21 protein-coding genes and 3 tRNA genes are annotated in these 25398 nt (G+C 43.5%); 13 read left to right on the top strand and 11 right to left on the bottom strand.

The annotated features are described in order from the left end of the window. Window positions 1-38 precede the first annotated feature (38 nt). The 7 genes from folD to ABLA33_RS06640 all read left to right on the top strand — a co-directional run bounded on the left by folD (window position 39) and on the right by ABLA33_RS06640 (window position 8739). Window positions 39-917 carry a bifunctional methylenetetrahydrofolate dehydrogenase/methenyltetrahydrofolate cyclohydrolase FolD gene (gene folD / locus ABLA33_RS06670; protein ID WP_347719700.1) on the top strand — a complete coding sequence of 293 codons (879 nt, stop codon included), beginning with the start codon at window positions 39-41 and terminating at the stop codon, window positions 915-917. 184 nt (window positions 918-1101) lie between these two features. After that, window positions 1102-1494: a GtrA family protein gene (locus tag ABLA33_RS06665; RefSeq protein WP_347719699.1), complete on the top strand. Its 393-nt coding sequence runs from the start codon at window positions 1102-1104 to the stop codon at window positions 1492-1494. Continuing rightward, window positions 1491-4331 carry a bifunctional fucokinase/fucose-1-phosphate guanylyltransferase gene (locus tag ABLA33_RS06660; protein ID WP_347719698.1) on the top strand — a complete coding sequence of 947 codons (2841 nt, stop codon included), beginning with the start codon at window positions 1491-1493 and terminating at the stop codon, window positions 4329-4331. The genes ABLA33_RS06665 and ABLA33_RS06660 overlap by 4 nt, the downstream gene beginning before the upstream one ends. 17 nt (window positions 4332-4348) lie before the next feature. After that, window positions 4349-5953, top strand: coding sequence for a 5'-nucleotidase C-terminal domain-containing protein (locus ABLA33_RS06655; RefSeq protein WP_311490932.1), 1605 nt, complete (start codon window positions 4349-4351; stop codon window positions 5951-5953). Between the two features lie 120 nt (window positions 5954-6073). Continuing rightward, window positions 6074-7099, top strand: coding sequence for an agmatine deiminase family protein (locus ABLA33_RS06650; RefSeq protein ID WP_347719705.1), 1026 nt, complete (start codon window positions 6074-6076; stop codon window positions 7097-7099). 80 nt (window positions 7100-7179) lie between these two features. Then, entirely contained in the window at window positions 7180-8064 is an 885-nt protein-coding gene (locus tag ABLA33_RS06645; protein ID WP_347719697.1) for a carbon-nitrogen hydrolase, read from the top strand. 57 nt (window positions 8065-8121) lie between these two features. Further along, entirely contained in the window at window positions 8122-8739 is a 618-nt protein-coding gene (locus ABLA33_RS06640; RefSeq protein ID WP_347719696.1) for a hypothetical protein, read from the top strand. Between the two features lie 310 nt (window positions 8740-9049). Here the strand turns inward: ABLA33_RS06640 and aroC are convergent, their stop codons facing one another. The 6 genes from aroC to ABLA33_RS06610 all read right to left on the bottom strand — a co-directional run bounded on the left by aroC (window position 9050) and on the right by ABLA33_RS06610 (window position 15392). Then, window positions 9050-10126, bottom strand: coding sequence for a chorismate synthase (gene aroC / locus ABLA33_RS06635; protein ID WP_347719695.1), 1077 nt, complete (start codon window positions 10124-10126; stop codon window positions 9050-9052). 84 nt (window positions 10127-10210) lie between these two features. After that, a complete protein-coding gene (locus ABLA33_RS06630) occupies window positions 10211-10768 on the bottom strand; it encodes an FKBP-type peptidyl-prolyl cis-trans isomerase (protein WP_347719694.1) in 558 nt (185 codons plus the stop codon). Between the two features lie 18 nt (window positions 10769-10786). Further along, window positions 10787-12538 (bottom strand): DNA polymerase III subunit gamma/tau, encoded by a 1752-nt coding sequence (locus ABLA33_RS06625; protein WP_347719693.1) that lies wholly within the window; start codon window positions 12536-12538, stop codon window positions 10787-10789. A gap of 835 nt (window positions 12539-13373) precedes the next feature. Further along, window positions 13374-13631 (bottom strand): hypothetical protein, encoded by a 258-nt coding sequence (locus ABLA33_RS06620; protein WP_347719692.1) that lies wholly within the window; start codon window positions 13629-13631, stop codon window positions 13374-13376. A gap of 86 nt (window positions 13632-13717) precedes the next feature. After that, window positions 13718-14623 (bottom strand): dihydroorotate dehydrogenase, encoded by a 906-nt coding sequence (locus ABLA33_RS06615; protein WP_347719691.1) that lies wholly within the window; start codon window positions 14621-14623, stop codon window positions 13718-13720. A gap of 4 nt (window positions 14624-14627) precedes the next feature. Beyond that, window positions 14628-15392, bottom strand: a complete 765-nt coding sequence (locus ABLA33_RS06610; RefSeq protein WP_347719690.1) for a dihydroorotate dehydrogenase electron transfer subunit — start codon at window positions 15390-15392, stop codon at window positions 14628-14630. Window positions 15393-15520: 128 nt separating this feature from the next. Between ABLA33_RS06610 and ABLA33_RS06605 the strand changes: the two genes are divergently transcribed. From ABLA33_RS06605 to ABLA33_RS06595, 3 genes are all read left to right on the top strand, one after another. After that, on the top strand, window positions 15521-16255 hold the full coding sequence (locus ABLA33_RS06605) for a copper homeostasis protein CutC (RefSeq protein ID WP_347719689.1): 735 nt from the start codon (window positions 15521-15523) through the stop codon (window positions 16253-16255). Window positions 16256-16332: 77 nt separating this feature from the next. Further along, window positions 16333-16407: transfer RNA gene (locus ABLA33_RS06600), tRNA-Val, on the top strand. Window positions 16408-16437: 30 nt separating this feature from the next. After that, window positions 16438-16512 (top strand) — tRNA-Val (locus ABLA33_RS06595). A 157-nt stretch (window positions 16513-16669) separates the two neighbouring features. Here the strand turns inward: ABLA33_RS06595 and ABLA33_RS06590 are convergent. Further along, window positions 16670-17386 carry an OmpA family protein gene (locus tag ABLA33_RS06590; RefSeq protein ID WP_311490919.1) on the bottom strand — a complete coding sequence of 239 codons (717 nt, stop codon included), beginning with the start codon at window positions 17384-17386 and terminating at the stop codon, window positions 16670-16672. Between the two features lie 102 nt (window positions 17387-17488). Here ABLA33_RS06590 and proS point away from each other — a divergent pair, with 102 nt between their 5' ends. Genes proS through ABLA33_RS06575 form a run of 3 tightly spaced genes read left to right on the top strand, consistent with a single transcriptional unit; the run spans window position 17489 to window position 22958 of the window. Next, complete coding sequence (gene proS / locus ABLA33_RS06585) at window positions 17489-18973, top strand: proline--tRNA ligase (RefSeq protein WP_311490918.1); 1485 nt, start codon at window positions 17489-17491, stop codon at window positions 18971-18973. 4 nt (window positions 18974-18977) lie between these two features. Continuing rightward, window positions 18978-20909 (top strand): ABC-F family ATP-binding cassette domain-containing protein, encoded by a 1932-nt coding sequence (locus tag ABLA33_RS06580; RefSeq protein ID WP_347719688.1) that lies wholly within the window; start codon window positions 18978-18980, stop codon window positions 20907-20909. Between the two features lie 27 nt (window positions 20910-20936). Then, complete coding sequence (locus ABLA33_RS06575; protein WP_347719687.1) at window positions 20937-22958, top strand: M13 family metallopeptidase; 2022 nt, start codon at window positions 20937-20939, stop codon at window positions 22956-22958. 158 nt (window positions 22959-23116) lie between these two features. Here the strand turns inward: ABLA33_RS06575 and ABLA33_RS06570 are convergent. The 4 genes from ABLA33_RS06570 to ABLA33_RS06555 form a co-directional block, all read right to left on the bottom strand. Beyond that, window positions 23117-23190 (bottom strand) — tRNA-Asp (locus tag ABLA33_RS06570). An 89-nt stretch (window positions 23191-23279) separates the two neighbouring features. Beyond that, entirely contained in the window at window positions 23280-23789 is a 510-nt protein-coding gene (locus ABLA33_RS06565) for a GNAT family N-acetyltransferase (RefSeq protein ID WP_347719686.1), read from the bottom strand. Further along, a complete protein-coding gene (locus ABLA33_RS06560; RefSeq protein WP_347719685.1) occupies window positions 23782-24945 on the bottom strand; it encodes a glycosyltransferase family 2 protein in 1164 nt (387 codons plus the stop codon). The genes ABLA33_RS06565 and ABLA33_RS06560 overlap by 8 nt, the downstream gene beginning before the upstream one ends. Next, window positions 24942-25325 (bottom strand): hypothetical protein, encoded by a 384-nt coding sequence (locus ABLA33_RS06555; protein WP_311490913.1) that lies wholly within the window; start codon window positions 25323-25325, stop codon window positions 24942-24944. Before ABLA33_RS06555 ends, ABLA33_RS06560 begins: the two co-directional genes overlap by 4 nt. Window positions 25326-25398: the final 73 nt, after the last annotated feature.

Here is a 25398-nt window from a genome sequence, read left to right as displayed (position 1 = left end):
CTCTTTTCAGTTTGGAATATATCCTTAAAAATAAACTTATGCAGTTAATAGACGGGAAAGCTACAGCTGCAGCCATCAAAGCAGAGTTGGCAGCAGAAGTTGAGAAAATGGTGGCAACAGGACAGAAACGTCCTCATTTGGCCGCAGTTCTTGTAGGCCATGATGGTGGAAGTGAAACCTATGTGAACAACAAAGTGAAAGCTTGTGAGGTTTGCGGCTTCAAGTCTTCGTTGATTCGCTATGAAGATGATGTAACAGAGGAGGAACTTCTTGCCTGTGTGGCTCGCTTGAATGCTGATACTGATGTAGATGGTTTTATTGTTCAGTTGCCTTTGCCTAAACATATTTCTGAGCAAAAGGTTATTGAAGCCATCGACTATCGTAAAGATGTAGATGGTTTCCATCCTATCAATGTAGGACGTTTAGGTGCCGGATTGCCTTGTTTCGTATCAGCTACTCCGCGTGGAATCCTCGAATTGCTGCGTCGCTACAATATTGAGACAAGCGGGAAGAAATGTGTGATTCTTGGGCGGAGCAATATTGTTGGTAAGCCTTTGGCTAGCTTGATGATGCAGAAGCAGTATGGTGACTCTACGGTGACGGTTTGTCACAGCCACAGCGTAACATTAAAAGAAGAGTGTCAACGTGCAGATATTGTTGTTGCTGCTATTGGTCAACCTGAATTTGTTACTGCTGACATGGTGCATGAGGGCGCGGTTGTTATCGATGTTGGTACTACACGTGTGGCTGATGAGACACGTCCTCGCGGCTATCGTTTGTGTGGCGATGTGAAGTTTGACGAGGTTGCTCCTAAATGCTCTTATATTACTCCTGTTCCTGGTGGGGTAGGTCCGATGACTATTGCTATGCTGATGCTCAATACAATGTCGGCAGCAAAGAAAGAATTCTACGATTAAAAAAATTGCTCTTTGGCGAATGTGCTGATGTGCTAAAACGTTTGGCGTAACTTCTATTGTGGTACATTAAGAAGACCCTTTGGTTTTTCTTTTGTGTTTTTTTAGGAAGTTCACCACTGATATTGGCACATTAGCACATTTTCTCATTAGTACATTAAATAAAGATATGTATCTTTGCGAATAAATGCAAATAAGGCAGGAAGCAAAACAAGCCGTTAAGTATGCTGCTGTCGGTGTATTAAACACTGTAATAACAGCAGTTGTGTACTATCTTCTGCGAAAAATAGATTTTTCCATAGATGGGGCAAATCTCATATCTTACGAAGCGGGTTTTCTCAATAGCTATATTTGGAATAGGCTGTGGGTTTTTCAATCTCATCAAAACGACTGGCGAAAAGAAGGACTCATCTTTTGGATGGGGGCACACATCTGTTGGGCTTTACAATGGCTCGCGTTCAGACTTTTTCTCCGGTTTTTAGCCGAAGCTTGGGCCTATGGATTGGGAATGTGCATATATCCTGTCTTGAATTATCTTTTTAATCGCTTTGTTACATTTCAAAAAAATAAAAACGCATGAAGAAATTGCTATCTCTACCGCCTAATGTGGTTGGAAGTTTTCATGATATTACAGGTTTGAGTAGGACTGAATATTTCTGTACTTCTGATCCCGTCAATCAAAAGTTAGGATCAGGAGGAGGTACGGTTTGGCTATTACAAGAAGCCTTTACTGCCGAAAATTCTATACAAGACTTTTCAAAGTGGCTTTCACAAGAGAAAAGAATTCTTCTTCATGCAGGAGGACAGAGTCGCCGTTTGGCTGCCTATGCACCTAGCGGGAAAGTATTAACTCCTATTCCTGTGTTTCGTTGGGCACGTGGGCAGCGCGTCGATCAGAGTTTATTAGATATGCAACTGCCGCTTTATGAGATGATTATGCAGAAAGCTCCTCAGAGTCTTCATACTCTCATAGCTAGCGGAGATGTTTTTTTGCGAGCTACCCAACCTTTGCAAACTATTCCCGAAGCAGATGTCGTTTGTTATGGCCTTTGGGCTACTCCTGAGCAGATTAGTCATCATGGCGTTTTCATGATGAATCGAGAAAATCCTACAGCCTTAGATTTTATGCTTCAAAAGCCGTCAACGGAGAAGCAAGCGGAACTCATGCAAACCCACTTTGCTTTGATGGATATTGGTGTTTGGCTTTTGTCTGATAAAGCGGTTGAGGTTTTACGTAAAAAATGTGTAGGTAAGGATGCAAATATCAATACTTATGATCTTTATTCTGAGTTTGGTTGCGCCCTGGGAATACATCCCTCGAAACCTGATGCAGAATTAGAGAGTTTGAATGTGGCTATTCTGCCACTTCCTGGAGGAGAATTTTATCATTTTGGAACGGCTCCAGAATTGTTGACATCTACCATTTCTCTACAAAATTTGGTGAAAGACCAACGCTTTATTATTCAGAAAGGAGTGAAGCGTCAAACGAGTGTATTCACACAAAATTGTCTTTTAGAGAATCGGCCGACTAAGAAAAACGAATACATTTGGATTGAGAATTCAAAACTCTCAGCTGGTTGGGATTTATCTCGACACAATATTGTAACTGGTGTTCCTCTGAATAATTGGCAGATAAGCTTAAAAGATGGCCAATGTATAGATGTTGTACCTATCGGAGAAAAAGCATACGCGTTGCGTGTGTATGGTTATAATGATCCCTCTCGTGGAGCTTTGGACAATGAAGATACTATTTATTTAGGACAACCTTTTAAGGAATGGGCTGCAGCCCGACATTTGCCGTTACGCGAATTTGGGATTCAAGATGATATTCAATCTGCACAACTTTTCCCCGTAAGTGAGTCTTTGGAAGAGTTAGAGGAATTATTGCATTTTATTCTGACTGGAGAGGGGGAGGCGGAACTTTTCCTTCATTCTGCACGACTTTCTGCGGATGAACTCTCTGTGCATGCTAATTTGTATAGACTTTTTAAACAGCGCCGCGAAATCCAGTTACAGAACTGCCAAACTATGGCTTATAATTGGCGTCGGAGTGTCTTTTATCAAGTGAATCTAAAAGACATGGCACAAAAGTATGCCGATGCTCAACTTCCATTACCTTCTCTTTTGTCTGTGGAAGATCCCTTGATGGTTCGTATGCATGATGCTATGTTCCGCTCAGAAACTCTGCGCCATCTAGGACAGACGGAGGGGGCAGAGCTCTTTTCAAATCAGGCCTTCGGATTATTGCGCGAGGGTTTAACTGGAGAAGCTTTGCGTTGCAAGGTGGCGCCGAGTCGTACTACGTGCGATGACCAAATTGTTTGGGGAAGAAGTAGTGCGCGTATAGATTTAGCTGGTGGTTGGACTGACACACCTCCATATAGCTTAATGGAAGGTGGAAATGTGGTGAACATCGCTATAGAAATGAATGGGCAGCAGCCTTTGCAAGTGTATGTAAAGCCTTGCAAAGAACCTGTCATCATCTGTCGTTCTATTGACCTCGGTGCAATGGAGCGTATAGAAACTTATGATGAACTCCGACAATATAATAAAGTTGGCTCGCCTTTTTCTATTCCTAAGGCAGCATTGACGCTGTGCGGTTTCCTTCCAGGGTTCGGAACAGAAGAATATCCTACACTTCGCCAACATCTAGAAGCTTTCGGATGTGGTATAGAGCTGACTTTGCTTTCTGCGATTCCTGCTGGTAGCGGATTGGGGACTAGTAGTATCTTGGCTGCTACTGTTTTAGGGACATTGTCTGAATTTTGCGGTTTAAACTGGGATAAAAATGAGATAGGCAATAGAACTCTCATTCTTGAACAGTTGCTGACGACAGGTGGTGGCTGGCAAGATCAATATGGTGGTATACTTGGTGGAGTTAAACTTTTGCAGACTCAAGCCGGTTTCCTCCAAAATGCAGTGGCTCGTTATTTACCTGCTACGATATTTACTGCTCCAGAGAATAAAGCTTGTCATTTGCTTTATTATACCGGTGTTACGCGTACGGCCAAGAATATACTTACGGAGATAGTTCGAGGTATGTTTCTCAATGACACTCATTCTTTATCACTATTGAGCGAGATGAAACAACACGCTCTTAGTTTGAGCGAATCTTTGCAGATGGGCGATATTGAGCGTTATGGTCTGTTGGTTCGTAAAACTTGGGAGCAAAATAAAGCACTAGATGCTGGTACTAATCCTACAATCATCGAAGAACTTTGTAAGCGAATCGACGATTATAGTCTTGGATATAAACTCCCTGGTGCAGGAGGAGGAGGATTCATGTATATTGTAGCCAAAGATCCTACAGCAGCACTTCGGATTCGTGAAGAATTATCTCAACACCCACTTGCTCCAAATGCTCGCTTTATAGAGATGAGCATCTCAGAGCGTGGATTGCAAATAAGCCGTTCTTAAACAAACAAAATATAATTATGGATATCAGAAATATCTTTTTAGCTGGTGCGTTGGCCTTCAGTCAATTCTTGACAGCACAGACTAATAAGCCTATAACAGTTGCTATTTTTTCTCTGAATGATTTTCATGGCGCTTTTGTTCAGAATAAATCTCAGGGAATTCCAGGTGCTCCTTCGGTGTTGCAATGCCTAGACTCTTTGAAGTCAGTTTACCCCTATAATTTAACAGTGGCAGCTGGCGACAACTTTGGTGGTAGTTATTTCTACAACGCTACACACGGAGTACTTCTCCCAGTCTTTTTTAATGATATGGGTATCCGCATTTCAGCTTTGGGAAACCATGAGTTTGATGATGGCCAGAAAGTCTTGGCCGAAAAATGGAAAAATGACCCTTTGCGTCCTGCAGGTTGGGATATCGAATATCTTTGTGGGAATGTCTATGATCAAGATGGTAAAGTTCCTTCTTATTTAACCCCTTTTACTACGGCAGAAATTCCGTTGTCGCCCACCAAAACTCTTCGAGCAGGTTTTGTTGGTTTGTTGGCATCTTCTGCAAAAGAACAGATTCGTGCTAAGAATATCGTGGGTATGATATTTTCAGGAAACTATACGCATGTTCTTGATAGCATAGAGGCTTTGCCAGCTTTTAAAACCGTTCGTGATGCAGAGATTCGCAGTTTATTGGTTCACATCGGTACTTATATGAAGAATGGAAAACCTGCATGGACAGATAAGAATGAAGCCGAACTTTATGCTATTAAGTCGCCGCTTTATCAGAGTATTCTTTCCGGCCATAGCCATGAACCTGTTTGTGGTCGCATCAATGAAGCCGGATATCCCGTAGTGCAAGGTTGGTGGCATGGCAATTATATTTCTGTTATGAAGTATCAAGTTGATACGACTTCTATGAAAGTGCTCAGTGTTGAACCAGAAATTGTACGCGTTGCTTTGAAAGATAGATCGCAGTTAGGTCCTGTCCCTCTTCGTCTGCAATGCCAGATAGATTCTCTGCTTGCCTCTACAAAAACAAAAGGGGGAGTTCCTATTGGTACTAAATTGACTGTAGCTACTGAAGATATGCCTCACGATCGTTCCGTAAAGTATGTTGAGAGTCGTATGGGAAAACTCGTTTGCTCTTCTTTTGCTGAAGCCTTCCGCAAGATAGCAAAGAAGTCGGACAAAGAAGTTATTATTGGTATGAGCCATTTTGGAAGTATCCGTGGCGGTTTTTCTAAGGGCGATGTAAGTGTACTAGAAGTGGGTGAAGCACTTCCTTTCTCTAATCCATTGAAAGTCTTCAAGCTCACGGGACGTCAACTTCACGATCTTGTTGATTTTGGCTTCCACAATAAGCGCTACGGTTGGATTCAGACATCCAATCTGGAAACACAGCGCGATGCGAACAATAATGTTTTGAAGATGACATACGTAAGCCCGAAAGGGAAACGTGTTGCCATTAAAGACAATGGGACATATTATGTTTGTGCTGATGAATTTATGACGACGGGGGGCGATGGTTATGATCCTAAATTCTTTCCCAAAAGCCAGGAAGTAAAAGTTTCTTTGCCTGAAACCACAGATGCTTTTATCACCTATCTTAAGCAACAGAAATCAATTCATTGAATTATCATCTAGATTATGAGTCTATTCTCGCTTCCGCCTAAACAGCCGCAGGCGGATTTGGATTTGGAATTCTTTCTGAAGAACGGTCTTGTTGCACAGGACAATAAACGCTTCAAGCGTATGTTAGCTCCCGAATGGTTTCCACAAAGTGCGGTACAACTCACATGGCCGCATGCAGGTACCGATTGGCTTGATATGTTACCTGAAGTCATTGCTTGCTACAAGCGTATAGCTTACGAGATTGCTATTCGTGAACCTTTGCTTATCGTAGCTCCTAATACGGCGGAAGTTAAGGCTTTACTGGAAGAGCAGTTGCCGCAAAAAGCTCTGAATAATATCATCTACAAAGATTGTCCTACCAATGATACTTGGGCGCGCGATCATGGCTTCCTCACTGTTGTTGGCTCAGGAAGTCCAGAACTTTTGGATTTTCAGTTCAACGGATGGGGAGGAAAGTTTGAAGCCGAGAAAGATAATGCTATCAATAAGCAGCTTTTCGATGCTGGTTTGTTATATGGTACTTATGTTTCACTTTTAGATTTTGAACTTGAAGGCGGAAGCATAGAGAGTGATGGCTGCGGTACGCTGCTCACTACGTCAGAATGTCTGCTCAATCCTAACAGAAATCATACTCACGATAAAACACAGCTAACAATGAAGCTGGAAGAATACTTTGGCGCAACTAATGTTTTGTGGCTCGATTATGGCTATCTGGCAGGTGACGATACCGATAGCCATATTGATACTCTTGCCCGCCTTTGCCCCAACAATCGTATTGTTTATGTGCGTTGTGATGATTCTAGCGATGAACATTATGAAGCTTTGAGGCAGATGGAAGCTCAGTTGCGTACATTCACCAATGCTGAGAATAAGCCTTTTGAACTTATTTCGCTACCGATGGCTTCTGCTATCTATGAGGATGGAGAGCGTCTCCCTGCAACGTATGCTAATTATTTGGTGGTAAACCATGCTGTACTTTATCCTACTTATAATCAACCAGAGAATGATGAGAAAGCACGAAAAGCTTTGCATCAAGCATTTCCTCATCATGACTTGGTGGGAATTGACTGTTGCGCGCTGATTCGTCAGCATGGTTCGCTCCATTGTTCTACTATGCAATTCCCGAAAGGAGTTCTCAAAATCTAAGATTATACTAACAAGATACGAGGAGTACCAAAGTCTTGCTCTATCGTATCTTGTATTTTACCTCCTAAATAGTAATAAAAATGAAATCATTAAAGGTTGGGCTTATCCAGCAACGATGTGTTGCCGATGTTGATACGAATCGTCAAAAATTGGCAGCTAATATAGAAGATGTAGTCACGCGTGGTGCAGAATTGGTGGTACTGCAAGAACTTCATAATTCGCTTTACTTCTGCCAAGTAGAGAGTGTGAATAATTTCGACTTGGCAGAGCCTATTCCTGGACCTTCTACTGATTTTTATGGTGCCTTGGCTCGCAAGTTTGGTGTGGTTTTGGTTACGTCCCTCTTTGAACGCCGTGCTGCAGGCTTGTATCATAATACTGCTGTAGTCTTTGAAAAAGATGGAAGCATTGCAGGAAAGTATAGGAAGATGCACATTCCTGATGACCCAGCCTATTATGAAAAGTTCTATTTCACTCCTGGCGACCTTGGTTTCCATCCTATTCATACCAGTGTTGGAACATTGGGTGTTCAAGTGTGCTGGGATCAATGGTATCCCGAAGGAGCACGTTTGATGGCACTTCAGGGAGCTGATCTTCTTATATATCCAACAGCGATTGGGTATGAGAGTTCTGATGTGCCAGAAGAGCAGGAGCGGCAGCGCGAAGCATGGACAACCGTACAACGTGGGCACGCTGTTGCCAATGGGCTTCCAGTTGTTGCTGTCAACCGCGTGGGCTTGGAAGAAGACCCCAGTGGCCAGACCAATGGTATTCAGTTTTGGGGTTCTAGCTTTGTGGCTGGTCCACAAGGTGAGTTGTTAGCTCGTGCCTCTAACTCAGAAGAGGAAAACCTAGTCGTGACTGTCGATCTTGCGCACAGTGAACAAGTGCGCCGCTGGTGGCCTTTCTTGCGCGATCGTCGTATTGAAGAATTTGCTCCTCTTTCAAAGCGTTTCATCGACTAACTCTCTGAATATTTCCTATAGAACAGAGAGCGTTCTTCATCCTTAATCGAGTAGTTTATGAAAAAAATCTGCTTTGTATGTTTGTTGGCTTTCTTTGTAGCCAGCAGAGCTTCGTCCCAAACTTACACTTTTGTGGACGAAGGTGGGCAACTTTCCACAAATCCTGCCAGCAATGTCCTTATTGAAGTGTTGCCACATACTGCAAAAACGAAAGTAGATGCTCGAGGCTATCTGTCGATAGGAGGGAAGGGACAAGAAAGATTTCAGCGTATCACACTGACAGATACGCTGAAGTCTCCAATTCAGGAACTCCAGGTAGTTTGCGACCGTTCTGCTGCAGCTGAAGTTTCGCTACAAGTATTGCTCGATGGGCAGCAACTCAGTGAGCCGCAATCCGTAAAGTTTGGTTCCACGGCTTTGGTGTTCCAGTTTCCAACACAGATAACGGGGGTATTGCAACTCATATTCTCTTTGGTGAATACGGAAATCTCTGAGAAAAAGAACTACCAGTTGGGAATCTCCAATTTTTCTTTTCATGCCACGACCACTGGTATTTCTTATTTCAAGAATAAGTCGTATAACAAAGTTTTCTCACTTCAAGGCATTCCTGCTTCTTCAGTCCATCTTGCGCCTGGTCTTTATATCATCAATGGTCGTAAAGTCTTGATTCGTTGAATGTAGAGAGGTAATGGACACTTATCTATAAATGAGTATATCACAGCTTGAGAACTAAGCAGTGATATACTTTTTGTTTATTCCAAGTTGTAAGATATCTATGAGGCATTTTACTTTTAGTCTTTTTGCAAATTAATGGAGGTCATCCGTCTCTTCGGAGCCTCCATTAACCAACACAAAAACTAAACTAGACTTAACTAAACACGTTACCTCACGGTAATTTGGTTATGTTTACTTCGCAAATGTAAGGTAAGGTTTTCAATTTTGCAAGAAAAAGTGTGAAAAAAAGTTTGTTTTTTTTATTTCTCTTCTATATGTGCGTCGTTTTGTTCTTGAGATAGGCATCTAAGAGGGTCATCGCCGCCATTGCTTCAACGATAGGAATAGCTCGTGGTAAGACACAAGCATCGTGTCGCCCGCGTGCTTTCACTATGGTTGGTTGGCCTTTCGTGTCCACTGTTTCTTGTTCGCGCAAGAGGGTAGCAACGGGCTTGAAGGCTACGCGGAAGTAGATGTCCTCACCGTTGGAGATACCGCCTTGTATTCCTCCACTATTGTTTGTCTGGGTACGAATTCTCCCTTCTTTATTTGTATAGAAAATATCGTTGAGTTCTGAACCTCGATATTTCGCGCAATCGAAACCTCCGCCGTATTCAAAGCCTTTGACAGCATTGATGCTCAGCATCGCAGCGCCGAGTGCAGCGTGAAGTTTCTCGAAGGCTGGTTCTCCCAATCCTATGGGGCAGCCCTTGATAATGCAAGTAATCACCCCACCAATGGTATCTCCTTCAGCTTTTACTGCTGCAATTTTCTGAGCCATCTCTTCTGCTTTCTGTGGATCAGGGCAGCGCACGGCATTTTTTTCTATCTCACTGAAATCATATTGCTGATAGTTTTTCTCTAATGCAATTCCGCCCACTTGCGAAGTGTAGGCAATGATGTCTACATTGAGTTGTTGCAACGCCATCTTTGCCAGTGCTCCTCCAACTACCCGAGAGATAGTTTCGCGTGCCGAAGAGCGGCCGCCACCACGATGGTCGCGAATACCATACTTACAGAAATAAGTGTAGTCAGCATGCGATGGACGGAATATATCTCTTAGGTTGTCATAGTCGGAAGAATGCTGATTCTCGTTACGGACGATAAAACCGATAGGACAACCAGTGGATTTTCCTTCGAAGACACCTGAAAGGAGTTCCACTGTATCGCTTTCTTTGCGAGGTGAGGTTAGCGAGCTCTGTCCAGGCTTTCGACGGTTGAGTTCTGCTTGTAGAAAATCCATGTCGATCACTATGCCAGCTGGCATTCCATCGACAACGCCGCCTACTGCTGGCCCGTGGCTCTCACCAAAGGTGGTTAAGCGAAAGATATTACCGAATGTGTTCATGGGTTGAAATATAAAAATTCTCGGATGAATCAAATAGGCCTAACTGTTTAGGCTTTTCTACATCATCCGAGAATAGAGAAATTCTTAATGTTCGCAGTTACAGCCGCCTCCGCAACCTTCGCAGCTGCCGCCACAACCTTCTTCACCGCCCATCATCGCGAGCATTTCTTTCATCTCTGCTTCTGTTGCGGGGCGTGAAGTAACCACCTGACCTTTGAAGCGAAGCTCTTTGCCTGCCAGCTGGTCGTTGAGGTCGATTTTTACTTTTGTGTCGCTCACTTCGAGCACCAATCCTTGGAAGCGATTGCCGTCCTCATTCACAAGGGGGATAACATTGCCAGGGTAAACAGTATTGCTGTCGAAATGTCCATCGATGGTAAAAATATCTTTACCCAATTCGATGACGTGTTCTTCAACGTAAGGGCCATAAGCATCTTCCACACCGATGGTGAAATCGAAAGTTTCTCCTTCATTGAGGTTGGCAACATTGTTTTCAAAAGCTTCGAGCGTTACTCCCATACCTGTGATAAATTGGAAGGGATGCTCTACGGGAGCTTTCTCAACGAGTTCGATTTTTCCTTCTTCGTCTTTTGTGAAAAGTTCGTAAGAAACGGTTACATACTTGTTTTCAATCTTTTCCATGTGGGATATGTTTTGTTGTTATGCTAAATCAAGTTTCAACTCTTCGCAAAGACTCTTGAACGCAAGGCTTTTCTCGCACATGGCCTCAAACTGTTCGCGGCGACTAATGGGCCGGTTTTGTTGGTTGGGCGGGAGGAGTCTCAGTTGGAGACGTACGTTGTCATTGCGTAAGTAGCTGCGGATATAATCTTCTATCTTCGGTTGCAAACGTTTGTAGTCCGCCATGACCATGTCATTCTCAACGGGAACGTCTATGATGCCGCCTTCCAAGAGTTTTGGGGCGAGCATTTTCATACGCCCTTGCTGCGCAATCTCTTCGATGGGCAAACGTTGAGCAAAAGCTACCCACGCTGAGAGCATATTGGATTCCGTGAATGCCTCGTTGCCATAGGAGCGCGGAGCAGAAGGTTTTGAAGTCTCTTGAGTGGGCGAAGACTGTGAGGCTGTCTGCGCGTGACGCAAAGAAACAGTGCGGCGCAACAGAGTCTTGGCCACAGGTCTTGCTTGTGGCGTAGCGGGTGTGGCTGGCTGTTGCAGCTTTGGTTGTTGTGGAGTTGTTGCTTGGGAAGCTGCTGCAGGGGCAGCAGAGGAGGCTTGCGTTTGTTGCTGAACAGACACAGCCTTAAAAATGGGTTTTAAAATCTTCGTAGGGCCAAGCCCAGACCCTGGCGCATCATCAGAGCTGAGTTGCGCCACCTCGATGAGAGTGATTTCCACGGTCAGTCGTTTGTTGCGGCTGGTGCGGTAGTTGATGTCGCAATCGTTGCAGAGTTTGAGCGCCTTATAGAGAAATTTAGTTTTACATTTCTGAGCTTGTTCGGCATATCGCTGGCGTACGCTATCGGCCACTTCCAAAAGTGGTAGTGTGGCAGCATCTTGGCTAACGAGCAGTTCGCGAAAATGACTGGCTAAACCACCCATGAAGATATTGGCATCGAAACCTTTTCTAAGAATATCATTGAAGGTGAGCATCACCTGCGTGATATTGTTGGCCAATAGTTCGTCTGTGATTTTGAAGTAATAATCATAGTCCAGCACGTTGAGGTCTTCAATCACCTTTTTGTAGGTGATGTCGCCTTCAGAGAAACTTGCCACTTGGTCGAAGATGCTTAAGGCATCGCGCATACCACCATCAGCTTTTTGTGCAATGATGTTTAGAGCTTCGTCCTCGGCTTGTACGCCTTCTTTGGCAGCCACATTTTTGAGATGTGCAACGATGTCGGCAATCTCCATGCGGTTGAAGTCGTAGATTTGGCAGCGACTCAGAATCGTTGGGAGAACCTTGTGTTTCTCCGTTGTTGCCAGAATGAAGATAACGTGTGCTGGTGGTTCTTCCAGAGTTTTCAAAAAAGCGTTGAAGGCCGCAGGAGAGAGCATATGCACCTCGTCGATGATGAAAACTTTGTATGTTCCCACTTGTGGAGGTGTATTGACCTGTTCTATAATTTGGCGAATATCGTCAACAGAGTTGTTGGAGGCCGCGTCCAGCTCAAAGATATTCATCGAACGCCCTTCGTTGAACGCTTGGCAACTTTCACATTCGTTGCAGGCCTCTCCGCTGGCTTGCGGACTGAGGCAGTTGATAGTCTTGGCAAAGATACGCGCACAAGTGGTCTTCCCCACACCGCGAGGCCCGCAGAAAAGGTAAGCATGAGCCAGCTTACCATTGCTGATGGCATTCTTCAGTGTCGTGGTAAGTGCCTTTTGTCCAATAACGCTGTCGAACGTTTGTGGGCGGTACTTACGTGCCGAAACAATATAATTGTCCATGCTGAATTTTGGTTTGTCTGCGAAGTTACTTTTTTTTGAGAAAAAGGCAAAATGGAGATGTGCTTCTTTTGGCGAGAAATGGTTCTAAAAACATGACAGAAGTGTACGGAAGGTTCTTTTCTCTTTGGGAACTTGCATTATAAACCCTTCTGTTGTTTTGTGAATGTCAAATAAATTCGCAGTCTACAACCTCGAGAGTGGCTTAAAAATCAATTTCTTTGCCTGCAATCGAAACTAACGCTGTTTTGACGCATTACCAAAATAAGCTTATTTTGAATTCCTCAAGGGGAAATTTTATTTTCTATACTACAAATTTTATTTTCTCCTTGAGAAATTGAAAATACAATAAGGGAATTTTTGAATGTAATAAGGATGTCAGCTGATTCCTTTATTGTATTTTGAGACGGAATAAGGGGAAAAACGACTTTTTAGGAGAGAAAAGTGGGAGTCTTTGAGCTGTTGAGTCGGTTCTTAAAGAGAAAAATGATAGTGTGGCTTCATTTTTTTGACGTGAAGCATCTGCTTGTGAGCTGGAAGGTGAAAGTTGTTTGTCAAATAATAATACCGAAAATAAGAAGGCTGTTACTTGTCTTTGCAACTGACGAACCTAATTGTGCAATACTTTTAACAAAGAAAAGATGGGATGAGAGCTTGTCTTGACGAAAGAAAAGGGGAGGGACGTTAGGAAAAGGATACAAAGAAGGCTGCATCGATGATGTGATGAAACTCCGAGCTAAAATAAGGATTTGAGCGCCACTCCGTCTCTGTAATCCGACCCCGCCGAAACGTGTCGGCCCGCCATTGACGAAGGAAGCATTCTCGGTATTTCTAGTAATTATTGATGAGTATCCCGATCAAACCGATGCAGCCAAATATGTCTAAGTTGTGGGGCTTGGAGGTGTTCCGCAGCTCCCTTAACTTGTTGCTGCAAATATATGCTTTTTCTTTTCTTATCTCCAAACAGAAAAAGAGAAAATTTTAGCTTCTTGCAATTATTTTTGTTTTTCGTTTCGTTTGATAATACTTTTTGTATATTTGCCCTTTGGGGCATATTGATAAAGTATAGATGTGCTTCTGTAAGTGGTTGAACCATACAAAAAATGTGCTAATGTATCTGCTTTCGTTAAAACGAAATCCTACATTAGCACATTTCTGTTATTAAGTATCTCCGTATATTTCCTATACGCTTCCTATAATGTCGTGAACGTTCTTTACTCCGTGGGTGTCGAGCCAAGTGTTGATGCCGTCGATTACTTTCATAGTGACTGCGGGATCAAGGAAATTAGCTGTTCCAATTTGGATGGCTGTAGCTCCAGCCATGAGAAATTCCAGAGCGTCTGTGGCGTTGCTGATACCTCCTAAACCAATAACTGGGATTTTTACAGCTTTTGCTACTTGCCACACCATGCGCAGAGCCACAGGTTTGATACATGGGCCGCTCAACCCACCCGTCCCGATACTTAGACGAGAGCAACGGCGCTCGATGTCAATGCTCATTCCCATTAGTGTATTGATGAGCGAAACACTATCCGCTCCCTCGGCTTCTACAGCCCGTGCAATCTCTGTGATATCGGTCACGTTGGGCGATAGTTTTACGATGAGTGTCTTGGGGTATCTTTGACGCACTGCTTTCACAACACTGGCGGCTGCCGTGCAGGAAGTTCCGAAGGACATTCCTCCATCTTTCACGTTGGGACAAGAGATGTTGAGTTCAATGCCTGGTATGTTGTCCAATTCGGCTATGCGCGCAGCACATTCAGCATAATCTTCGGGCGAAGAACCGCTTACATTGACCAGTACGTTTGTTTTTAAATTCTTTACTGCATCATAAATATGCGTGCAGAAGTAGTCTGCACCCTTATTTTGTAGTCCAACGCAGTTGAGCATTCCTTGTGCTGTCTCAGCCATGCGCGGATAATCGTTGCCTTCTCGAGGATTCAGGGTGGTTCCTTTAACAATAATTCCCCCTAAACGGTCTAAATCGACAAGATCTGCAAATTCAAAGCCATAGCCAAAGGTTCCGCTGGCCGTCATGACAGGATTCTGGAGTTGGAGATTCCCTATATTTACTTGTAACTGTGCCATAATCTTACCAGTCTAAGTCGTTAATATCAAACACAGGACCTTCTGTGCAAACGCAGCGGTTGCCTTGCACGGTTTTTTCAACGCAGCAAAGACACGCACCTAAGCCGCAAGCCATCATGTTTTCAAGTGATGCTTCGCAATAGATATTGTGTTGTTTAGCAAAGGCTGCCACTGCCTTCATCATCGGTTTTGGGCCACAAGTGTAAATGGAATGAAAATCTTCTTGTAGGACACTGTGATTCGTGACAAAGCCTTTTGTGTCGAGACTTCCGTCTTCCGTTGTGCAGCAAAGGCGACCATATTTTTCAAAATGCTCGCGTTGCAAAATATCGCCTTCTGTCTTTCCTCCCAGCAAGAACACCGGCTCGTGACCGGCTTCGCGCAAGAGTTTTCCAAAATAGAGAAGTGGAGCAGTTCCTACGCCACCTCCAATGAGAAGTAGGCGTTGATGAGGTTCGGAAGGCATAGAGAAGCCTCGGCCTAAGGGGTAAAGACAATTCAGCTTGTCGCCTTCACGCATCTTTGTGAGAATTTCTGTGCCTTTGCCCACAGCGTGAACCAATAGCCATAGCTCGTTGGTGTCGCGGTCTACAAAATTGATAGAGATAGGGCGGCGAAGAAATGTTTCTGGCGAACCGTCAACGCGAATCTCCACAAATTGTCCGGGTTGCATTTCTGGAAAAACTTCTTCGTCAGTCAGACGGAGTACTGCGTAGCCAGGGCGAAGAAGTTCAACGGCACGCACCTGTAAGTCTTTTAGATGTTTCATCGGTGATGATTAATACAATAAAGAGAGTGTGCTGCAAAATTACATGTTTTTATTGTAAAAGCTATATAAATAAGGAAGAGGCGCGTGTTTTGGCCTTTGAGAACGATAAAAATATGTACTTTTGCCCTATGGCACAATTAGAAATATGTACAGGAAGTTATGAAAGCGCATTGGCAGCTCTTCGTGGAGGGGCTGACCGAGTAGAACTCTGTTCAGGACTTGAGGAGGGAGGCATCACTCCATCATTAGGACTTGTTCGCGCTGTTTGTAAATTACAGGGGATTCGTAAGCACGTGCTTATTCGTCCTCGAGGAGGCGACTTTCTTTATACGCCTGCTGAGCAGGAAATTATGATAGACGACATTTTTGCTGCACGTGAAGCTGGAGTGGATGGTGTTGTTATTGGTGGACTTACTGCTACGGGCGATATAGATATGGCTTTCTGTCGGAAACTGATGGATGCTGCTGGCTCTTTAAGTGTTACTTTTCATCGGGCTTTCGATGTTTGCCGAGATGCGTCTCTTGCTCTTGAACAGATTATAGATTTAGGGTGTATGCGCCTTCTTACTTCTGGGCAAGCTGCAACGGCTGAAGCTGGAATTCCTGTTCTTTGTCAATTGGTGCAGCAGGCCGCGGGGCGTATCACAATTATGCCAGGTAGCGGAGTTGGATCCCAAAATGCAGCAAGAATTCTCCAACAAACTGGAGCTACAGAGATTCATGCTTCTGCGCGTTCGGATTTTCATAGTAAAATGGAGTATCGACACGGTGGAGTAGGTATGGGGCGAAAAGATGCAGATGAATATATCTGGAAAGAGACCGCTGAAGAGGTTGTACGGGCCATTAAACAGGAAATTTTGTAAGGAAAAGAAAAAAAATGCGCAAAAGTTTGGTGGTTATAATAATTTCCTCTACTTTTGCACTCGCAATTCAGAAATGAGGGCGCTTAGCTCAGCTGGTTTAGAGCGTCTGCCTTACAAGCAGAGGGTCGGCGGTTCGAATCCGTCAGCGCCCACCGATATATTAGCATGAGATTTAATCTCATGGGCGCTTAGCTCAGCTGGTTTAGAGCATCTGCCTTACAAGCAGAGGGTCGGCGGTTCGAATCCGTCAGCGCCCACCGAAAGTTAGAAGGACCTCCAAAATGGAGGTCCTTTTCTCTTTTTATATACTTATGATAAAATGAGGTCTGAGCTGTAGAGAGCATAGAGAAGGGAAAAAGAAACGGCACTTATTCTAAGGAGGAATAAGTGCCGTTAGAATTTTGTCGATGTCTTTTATTGTTCGCCAGCTTGACGCTTAGCTTCTTTAATCATCTGGTCGCTTGGGATGACATAGACTTCTACGCGACGATTCTGCTGCTGACCTGCTGCTGTAGAGTTACTAGCTACGGGGTTAGCTTCGCCGTATCCTTTCACTTCTTTCACCTGATAAGAATGAATACCATTTTTAAGAATGAAAGAACTTACGCTGTTGGCACGCTGCTCAGATAGTGCTAGATTCTTTGCCGAACTCTGTTCTGCTGTAGAGTTTTTCCAGCCTTGGTTATCTGTATAACCATAAATCTGCAAGTTCATGTCAGAGGTAAGGTTCTTAGCGAAAGTGCTGAGATCTCTTTGTGCAGCTGCGCTTAGAGTATTCTGGCCCGTAGCGAAGAGCAGGCCAGAGTCGAACGTAACCTTTACATAAGTAAGGCCTGTTTGTGAGTCTTTGATTACCTCAGCTTGTGCATTGGCCATCTCTGCCGCTTTCTTAGCTTTGTCCATCTTGTTTCCAATCAGAACGCCTGCTCCACCACCAACAGCCGCGCCAACGGCAGCTCCAATGGCCGCACCTTTTCCTTTACCTGCAAAAGCCCCAATCAGTGCGCCGAGGGCTGCGCCTGCTGTACCGCCGATGGCTCCGCCTTTAGCTTTGTTTGTCATACTGGATGTGTCACAGCCGCTGAATAACGTTAGAACGCATAGCAACATAACTGAAAGTTTCGTTCTCATAATGTTTCGTTTTTGAGTGTTGTATATTATAATTGGTTGCAAAGCTACGAACTTTCCAATTATATTAGTTAATTTTGTAGGCAAAAATAACTAAAAAAGAATATGGCAGCAGAATTAAAAAATCTGACTAAACGTAGTGTAGACTACTCTAAATGGTATAACGAATTAGTTGTGAAAGCTGATTTGGCCGAACAAGCAGACGTTCGCGGATGTATGGTTATCAAACCTTACGGTTACGCAATTTGGGAAAAAATTCAGCAAACACTGGACGGAATGTTTAAGGAAACGGGAGTGCAGAATGTATATTTCCCGATGTTGATTCCCAAGTCTTTCTTGTCGAAAGAAGCTGAACACGTGGAAGGTTTTGCAAAGGAATGTGCAGTGGTGACACATTATCGTTTGAAGACCAACGAAACGGGCGATGGCGTAGTGGTTGACCCTGCTGCAAAGTTGGAGGAAGAGCTTATTATTCGTCCAACGAGTGAAACGACTATTTGGAATACATATAGAAAATGGATTCACAGTTGGCGCGACCTGCCTCTTTTGTGCAATCAGTGGTGTAATGTGATGCGTTGGGAAATGCGCACACGTCTTTTCCTTCGTACTAGTGAATTCCTTTGGCAAGAAGGACACACTGCACATGCTACACGTGAGGAGGCAGAACAGCGCGCGCAGCAGATGCTGAAAGTTTATGCAGATTTTGTTGAAAAGTATATGGCAGTACCTGTTGTTCAAGGTGTGAAGAGTGAAACAGAACGTTTTGCAGGTGCGCTTGATACCTATACCATTGAAGCTATGATGCAGGATGGTAAGGCACTGCAAAGTGGTACTAGCCATTTCTTGGGACAAAACTTTGGTAAGGCATTTAATGTACAGTTTGTTGACAAAGAAAACAAGATGCAATATGCTTGGGCTACTAGTTGGGGCGTTAGTACGCGCTTGATGGGAGCTTTGATTATGGTACACTCCGATGATAACGGTTTGGTGTTGCCTCCGCATCTTGCTCCGATTCAGGTCGTAATGGTGCCTATTTACCGAAAAGATGAAGAATTAGAAGCTCTCAATGAAAAGTTTGAAGCTCTGGCTCAGCGTCTTCGTCAGCTGGGTATCCGCGTGAAATATGACAACTCAGAAAACAAACGTCCTGGCTTTAAATTTGCCGATTACGAATTGAAAGGTGTTCCCGTGCGTCTTGTTATGGGACCGAAGGACTTGGAAAATGGAACAGTAGAGGTTATGCGTCGTGATACGCTGGAAAAAGAAACCCGCCAGTTTGAGGGTATCGATGAATATGTAAATACGCTACTGGAGGAAATCCAAACAAATATCTTCGAGAAAGCTAAGAAGTATCGCGATGAACATATCTTCGAGTGTAACAACTACGAAGAATTCAAAACGCGTGTAAAGGATGGTGGTTTCTTCCTTTGTCCGTGGGATGGAACTACAGAGACAGAAGCACGCATTAAAGAAGAAACTCAGGCTACCATTCGTTGCGTCCCCATAGGTGTAGATCAATCTAACCCTGGCGTTGATATGGTGAGTGGCAAGCCTGCAAAATATAAAGTCTTAATAGCAAGATCTTACTAGTATTTTGATTTCAGTTAATAATCTAACAATAGAATTTGGAGCACGTCCGCTTTTTACGGACGTGTCCTTTGTTATTAACCCCAAAGACCGTGTTGCGCTGGTTGGCAAGAATGGGGCAGGGAAGTCGACCTTACTCAAAATCTTGGCTGGAGAGCAACAGCCTACGGCGGGCGTAGTGGCTTTGCAGAAAGGTTCTACTTTAGGATATCTCCCGCAAGTCATGGTTCTTAGCGATGAGCACACGGTGTTGGAAGAAGCTGAGAAAGCTTTTGCGGATATAAGCCAGTTGCAAGAACGTATAGCTCAAGAGAATCAAGAGTTGGCAGAGCGCACGGATTATGAAAGTGAGGAATACCTAAAGCTAGTAGAATCGTTCGCTCATGATAATGAACGCTTCACGATGATGGGTGGTCTCAATTATCATGCCGAATTAGAGCGTACGTTGCAGGGCTTAGGTTTTCAACGTTCAGATTTTGATCGCCCTACGCGTGAGTTTAGTGGCGGTTGGCGCATGCGTATCGAGTTAGCCAAACTTTTAATGCGCCAACCTGATGTTCTTCTTCTCGATGAGCCAACCAATCATCTTGACATTGAAAGTATCCGTTGGCTGGAACAGTTTTTGGCTAAAAGTCCAAGTGCTGTTGTGCTTGTGAGTCACGACCGCGCCTTCATCAATAACGTAACGAATCGTACGATGGAGATTTCTTGTGGGAAGATAACGGATTATAAGGTGAAGTATAACGAGTTTATGGAGCTTCGCCAAGAGAGACGTGAACAGCAACTAAGGGCCTATGAGAATCAGCAGAAAGAGATTGCAGATATTCAAGACTTTATTGAGCGTTTCCGTTATAAACCTACGAAATCAGTGCAGGTACAAAGCCGCATCAAGCAACTGGAAAAGATTGTGCCGATTGAAGTAGACGAGGTGGACAATAGTTTTCTTCATCTGAAGTTCCCTCCTTGCAATCGTTGCGGTGATTATCCAATCATCTGCGAGGACGTTACGAAACGTTATGGTGAACATACTGTTTTTCACAATGTAAATCTCACGATAAAGAGAGGAGAAAAGGTGGCGTTTGTGGGGAAGAACGGCGAAGGTAAATCAACCTTGGTTAAATGTATCATGGATGAGATTCCCTTTGACGGTCACTTGAAGTTAGGGCATAATGTAGAACTTGGATATTATGCTCAGAACCAAGCGCAGTTGCTGGATGAGAATAAAACTGTGTTCCAAACAATTGACGATGTGGCAAAGGGAGACATTCGTTTAAAGATTAGGGACATTCTTGGTGCTTTTATGTTTGGCGGTGAAGCCTCAGACAAGAAAGTGAAAGTGCTGAGCGGTGGCGAGCGAAGTAGGTTAGCAATGATTCGTCTCTTGCTTGAACCTGTAAATCTTCTCATTTTGGATGAGCCTACGAACCACCTGGATATGCGTACGAAGGACGTGCTCAAAGAGGCCATTCTTGCTTTTGATGGAACGGTCATTCTCGTCAGTCATGATCGCGACTTTCTGGATGGATTGGTCTCTAAAGTCTATGAGTTCGGAGGTGGAAATGTCCGAGAGCATATAGGCGGTATTTATGATTTTTTGCGAACAAAAGATATTGATACTCTTGATCAACTTCCTAAGAGAACTGTTGTTGAGGATGTTGTAACCAAGGAAGAACCGAATGCAGGAAAGCTTAGTTATGAACAGCAGAAAGAGCAAGCTAAGCTGAGACGTAAAGCAGAAAAAGAGGTGGCAGATTGGGAACGAAAGGTCGAAGAAATAGAACAGCGTATTTCCGAAATGGAACAACAGATGTCTACTCCGGAAGGTGCCTCAGACATTTCGTTGGCTACACAGTACGCCGAAGTAAAAAAACAGCAAGCCACGGCCGAAGAGGAATGGGAGGCAGCAGTCGACCGCTTGTCGGCTTTGGATGAAGAATGACAAATCATTTCTTAAAAATATAATAGTATGAAGTTAAAAGCATTAATGCCTGTATTGAGTATGGCGGCTTGTTCAGCCTTTGCTCAATCGTCGGGACTTGATAAGGCCAATATGGACTTATCTAAGAAACCTGGAACAGACTTTTATGAGTATTCTTGTGGTACATGGATGAAAAATCATCCGCTGACTCCAGAGTATGCTCGTTATGGTCAGTTTAATTATTTGAGTGATGTGAACGAGAAGCAGATTCACGAACTGATAGAAGGACTAGCTTCCCATCCACAGCAGCAAGGTTCTTTGGCGCAGAAAATTGGTAGCCTTTATAAGTTGGCTATGGATAGTGTACGCCGTAATAAAGAAGGATATGAGCCTATCAAACCTGTTCTGGCAAAGGTGGTTGCTCCTACAAATAAGACTGAGTTGCTTCTCATGTTTGGACAATTAGGACATCGTGGAATAGATGTCCTGCCGTTCTCCATTTATGCTGATGCTGATTTGCGTAATGCAAAAATGAATTTGGTGGGGATAAATCAAGGTGGATTGTCTTTGGGAGACCGTGATTATTATCTCAACGATGATGAGGCAACTTTAAAGATTCGCAATGCCTATAAGGACTATGTGAAGAAAATTCTGGAGATGGCAGGCAATGATGCAGCCACTGCTGAACGCAAGATGAAAGCTGTTCTCGATATTGAAACAGCCATTGCGAAAGAAAGTTATAGTGCCACTAAGCAGCGCGATGTAGAAGGCAACTATCACAAGATGACTTATGCTCAGCTGCTCAGTGATTATCCGGGCATTGATTGGGGGAGCCTTTTCTTGCAATTAGGATTCCCTGCTTTTGCTGAGGTGACAGTGAATCAACCAGAACCGATTCATGCTGTAGAAAAGCTGTTGGCAGAAAAGAGTCTTGATGATTGGAAAGCATATGCTGAATTCAAAGTTGTGAACGATGCTGCCAATGCGCTCGATGATTCTTTCCGTGCAGCCTTTTTTGATTTCTATAGTCACACTATGAGTGGCGTTATGCAAGACCGTGCTCGCTGGAAACGTGGTGTTGATGCCGTGAATGGCGTATTAGGTATGGCTGTGGGTAAACTTTATGTTGAGAAATATTTCCCTGAAAGTAGCAAGCAACGTATGCTTGAACTCGTCAACAATCTTAAGGTTGCATTAGGACAACGTATTGATCAGCAAAACTGGATGAGCCCAGCCACAAAAGCACAAGCTCACGACAAATTGAATCATTTCTATGTAAAGATAGGTTATCCTGATAAATGGCGTGACTATAGCAATTTGCAAATTGATGAGAATCTTTCTTATTATGAGAATCTGCTTCGTGCTGGTGAGTTTATGATGGCAGATATGATTCAACGTAAGATCAATAAGCCTACGGATAAAACAGAATGGCTTATGACTCCGCAGACAATCAATGCTTACTATAATCCGACCACTAATGAGATTTGCTTCCCGGCAGGTATCCTTCAGCCGCCTTTCTTTAATCCTGAAGCTGACGATGCTGTTAACTATGGTGCGATTGGCGTTGTTATTGGGCATGAGATGACGCACGGATTCGATGATCAAGGTAGCCAGTTCGACAAAGATGGTAACTTACGCAATTGGTGGACTGAGGCTGATAAGAAAAATTTTGAGGCACGTACCAAAGTAATGGCAGACTTCTTTGATAAGATTGAAGTATTGCCAGGCTTGAAAGCTAATGGGAAACTGACTTTGGGTGAAAATATCGCCGACCACGGAGGTCTTAATATTGCGTATCAAGCTCTTCAGAATGCAATGAAGAAGAATCCTCTTAAAACGGTTGATGGTTTCACTCCTGAGCAACGTTTTTTCCTGAGCTTTGCTTTTATCTGGGCTTCAAACATTCGTGATGAGCAGTTGCGCGTTCTTAATAAAGTCGATCCGCATTCTCCTGCTCGCTGGCGAGTGAATGGTGCTCTTCCACATATCGATTCTTGGTATAAAGCATTTAATATTACTAGCAAAGATCCGCTCTTTGTTCCCAAAAAGAATCGTGTAGATATCTGGTAATATAGAGTCTTTAGATTACACTCTTTTATTGATAGCAAAACTGATGCAGTAGACAAGCAAGCCACTGCATCAGTTTTTATTTGCATATATTCTATAGTCTGAAATTCTTTTTTGCTTTATAAACAAAAAGAGTTGAAGCTAAGACTTCAACTCTTTCGCGGTGCGTACGGGACTCGAACCCGTGACCTCCTGCGTGACAGGCAGGCATTCTAACCAGCTGAACTAACGCACCTTCTTGTGTTTTGCTCTCATTTCCTGATTGCGAGTGCAAAGGTAAGAGGAATGTTTTAAACTACCAAATATTTTTTTGAAAAAATAAATTTAATCTAAAAAAAGTTGGAAAACGCTGATGTCTTCAAACGAGCCATTGATGAAATGCCACTGTGGAAGCGTGGCTATGTTCTTGTACCCGCTTTTTTCAAAAACTCTACTCGAACTCGGATTAGTGCTTGCAGAAACAAGTGCATAGAGTTGGTGTAAATTCAGCAATCGTCGAGCGTGTTGTTCCAGTTTCTTGAGAGCTTGCGTTGCGATACCTTTTCCGCGCTCCGACTTTAGTATGGAAATACCTACTTCAGCCCGTCCATCATTTGCATTGTAATTAAACAAGTCGAGAATTCCTACGCTTTTCCCTTCTCTCTCGATAATCATTCTCAATTGCTTTGTTTGAAAAAGATCTTGAGGTTGATTTTCTAAGTATTGTTTAAGGGCGTAGTGCGAGTAGGGGGCAGTTGGAGTTCCCACGCTCCAGATGCTTGGGTCGTTTTCTATTTCGTAGAGAAAGCCTAAATCTTCAGGCTCGATAGCTCTCAAATGTATTGTATCATTCATATAGAAAAATTTCTCCGCCTGTGATTAGTTTCTTTTCTTCAGGATAGAAGAGGCCAATGTATTGTTGGTGTAAACTCTTACTGAAAAAGTTTAGAATGAAACTAAATGAATAGTCGCTTGTATCGAAACAAACGATGGTATATTTTGTCTCAATTTCGTCTGGAACTTTATCCACGCACGTAAGTTCAAGTCCGTTTCGTTCGGCCAGTGCTGTTATTTCTTTGGCATGACTACCTATGTAGAGATAGCTATTTGAGAGAGAGCCTGATGCGGGAAATAAAAATTTTCGAAAGAGTCGGAGTTGTTGTTGGAGTAAAGCTATGATTGCTTTTATCACGATGGCTGTCTTAATAGGAATGCTAAGCCACAAGCGCGCTTGGGGATAATGCTTGCGGAAGAAGATAAGCATGGCCTCATAAAAGACATGGACATATCTGTATGAGTTCTTTTGGGTACTCTCACCTTTATAGTGGAGGATTTCTGTAGGAAGATAGAAATTCTTATATCCGCATTTGAGTGCACGATAAGATAGGTCAATGTCTTCTCCGTACATAAAGAATTGTTCATCAAAGCCTTTCGTTTCTCTCGCCGCTTGTTGGCTCATCATCATGAAGGCACCCGAAACTATGTCAATCTCTTGTGCAGATTTCTCATCTTGGTATCTCATGTAGTATTTTCCAAAAAAGCGGCTTTTGGGGAAAAGTGTTGCCAGTCCCGTCATCTTGCAGAATGAAACCCACGGAGTGGGTAAGCCTCTGCGTGATTCGAATGCGAAGCCTCCTGCGTCTTTGAGCATACGCACTCCAAGGCAACCTATCTCTGGGTGTGTCGTGGCAAACTGTAAGCAGTCGGATAGCGTATGTTCAGTGAGAACTGTATCGGGGTTGAGAAAAAGGATGTAATCTCCTGTTGCTTGTTTGAGTGCAAGGTTATTGGCTTTTCCAAACCCTAAGTTTTTCTTGCTTTCTATGAGATGCAACAACGGATATTCTCTCTCAGGAAAAGATTCTCTCAAAAAAACAATGGAATCGTCTTTTGAAGCATTGTCCACCACGAATACTTCCACTTCCTTTTCATCGGATCGCCAAATAGACGTTAGGCATTGTGCTAAATAATGCTTAACGTTATAGCTCACTATGATGATAGAAAGTTTCATGCTTTAGGGATACACAAGAGGGATGCAGTGAGGGCAAGGAGCATACAGTAGAGAGCCGTTGTGTCTGCCAAACCATAGTAGCAAATAGCACTGGGAAAAATGGCCAACGAATTGATGGCAAGTCGAACAAGGCTCCATTTTTCCAAAACCTTCCCTGTCGTATCTTTTTCCACTTCTTGTTTGATGCGCGGAAAAGCCAAGAGTCGACATGCCAGCCATGAGCCTCCCACAGCTGTAATAACGCAGAGCGTGGAAAAAATATAGTTGAGCATCGGGCTATGCCCCAAAAATCCTTCTATAATAAAGTTGGTTTCGCAAGAAAGGCACCAAAGCCCCACCAGTAACCACATACTGAAAAATAAGAGTCGTAAAAATTTCATTGTTTTAATTCTACACGATTTATGATAGAACGTCCTAATGTGATTTCGTCAGTATATTCCAATTCGTCGCCTA

Source organism: uncultured Alloprevotella sp. (assembly GCF_963536905.1).
GTDB lineage: Bacteria > Bacteroidota > Bacteroidia > Bacteroidales > Bacteroidaceae > Alloprevotella.
Note: the sequence above shows the minus strand (reverse complement) of the source record. Positions and strands in the feature narration are given on the sequence as shown.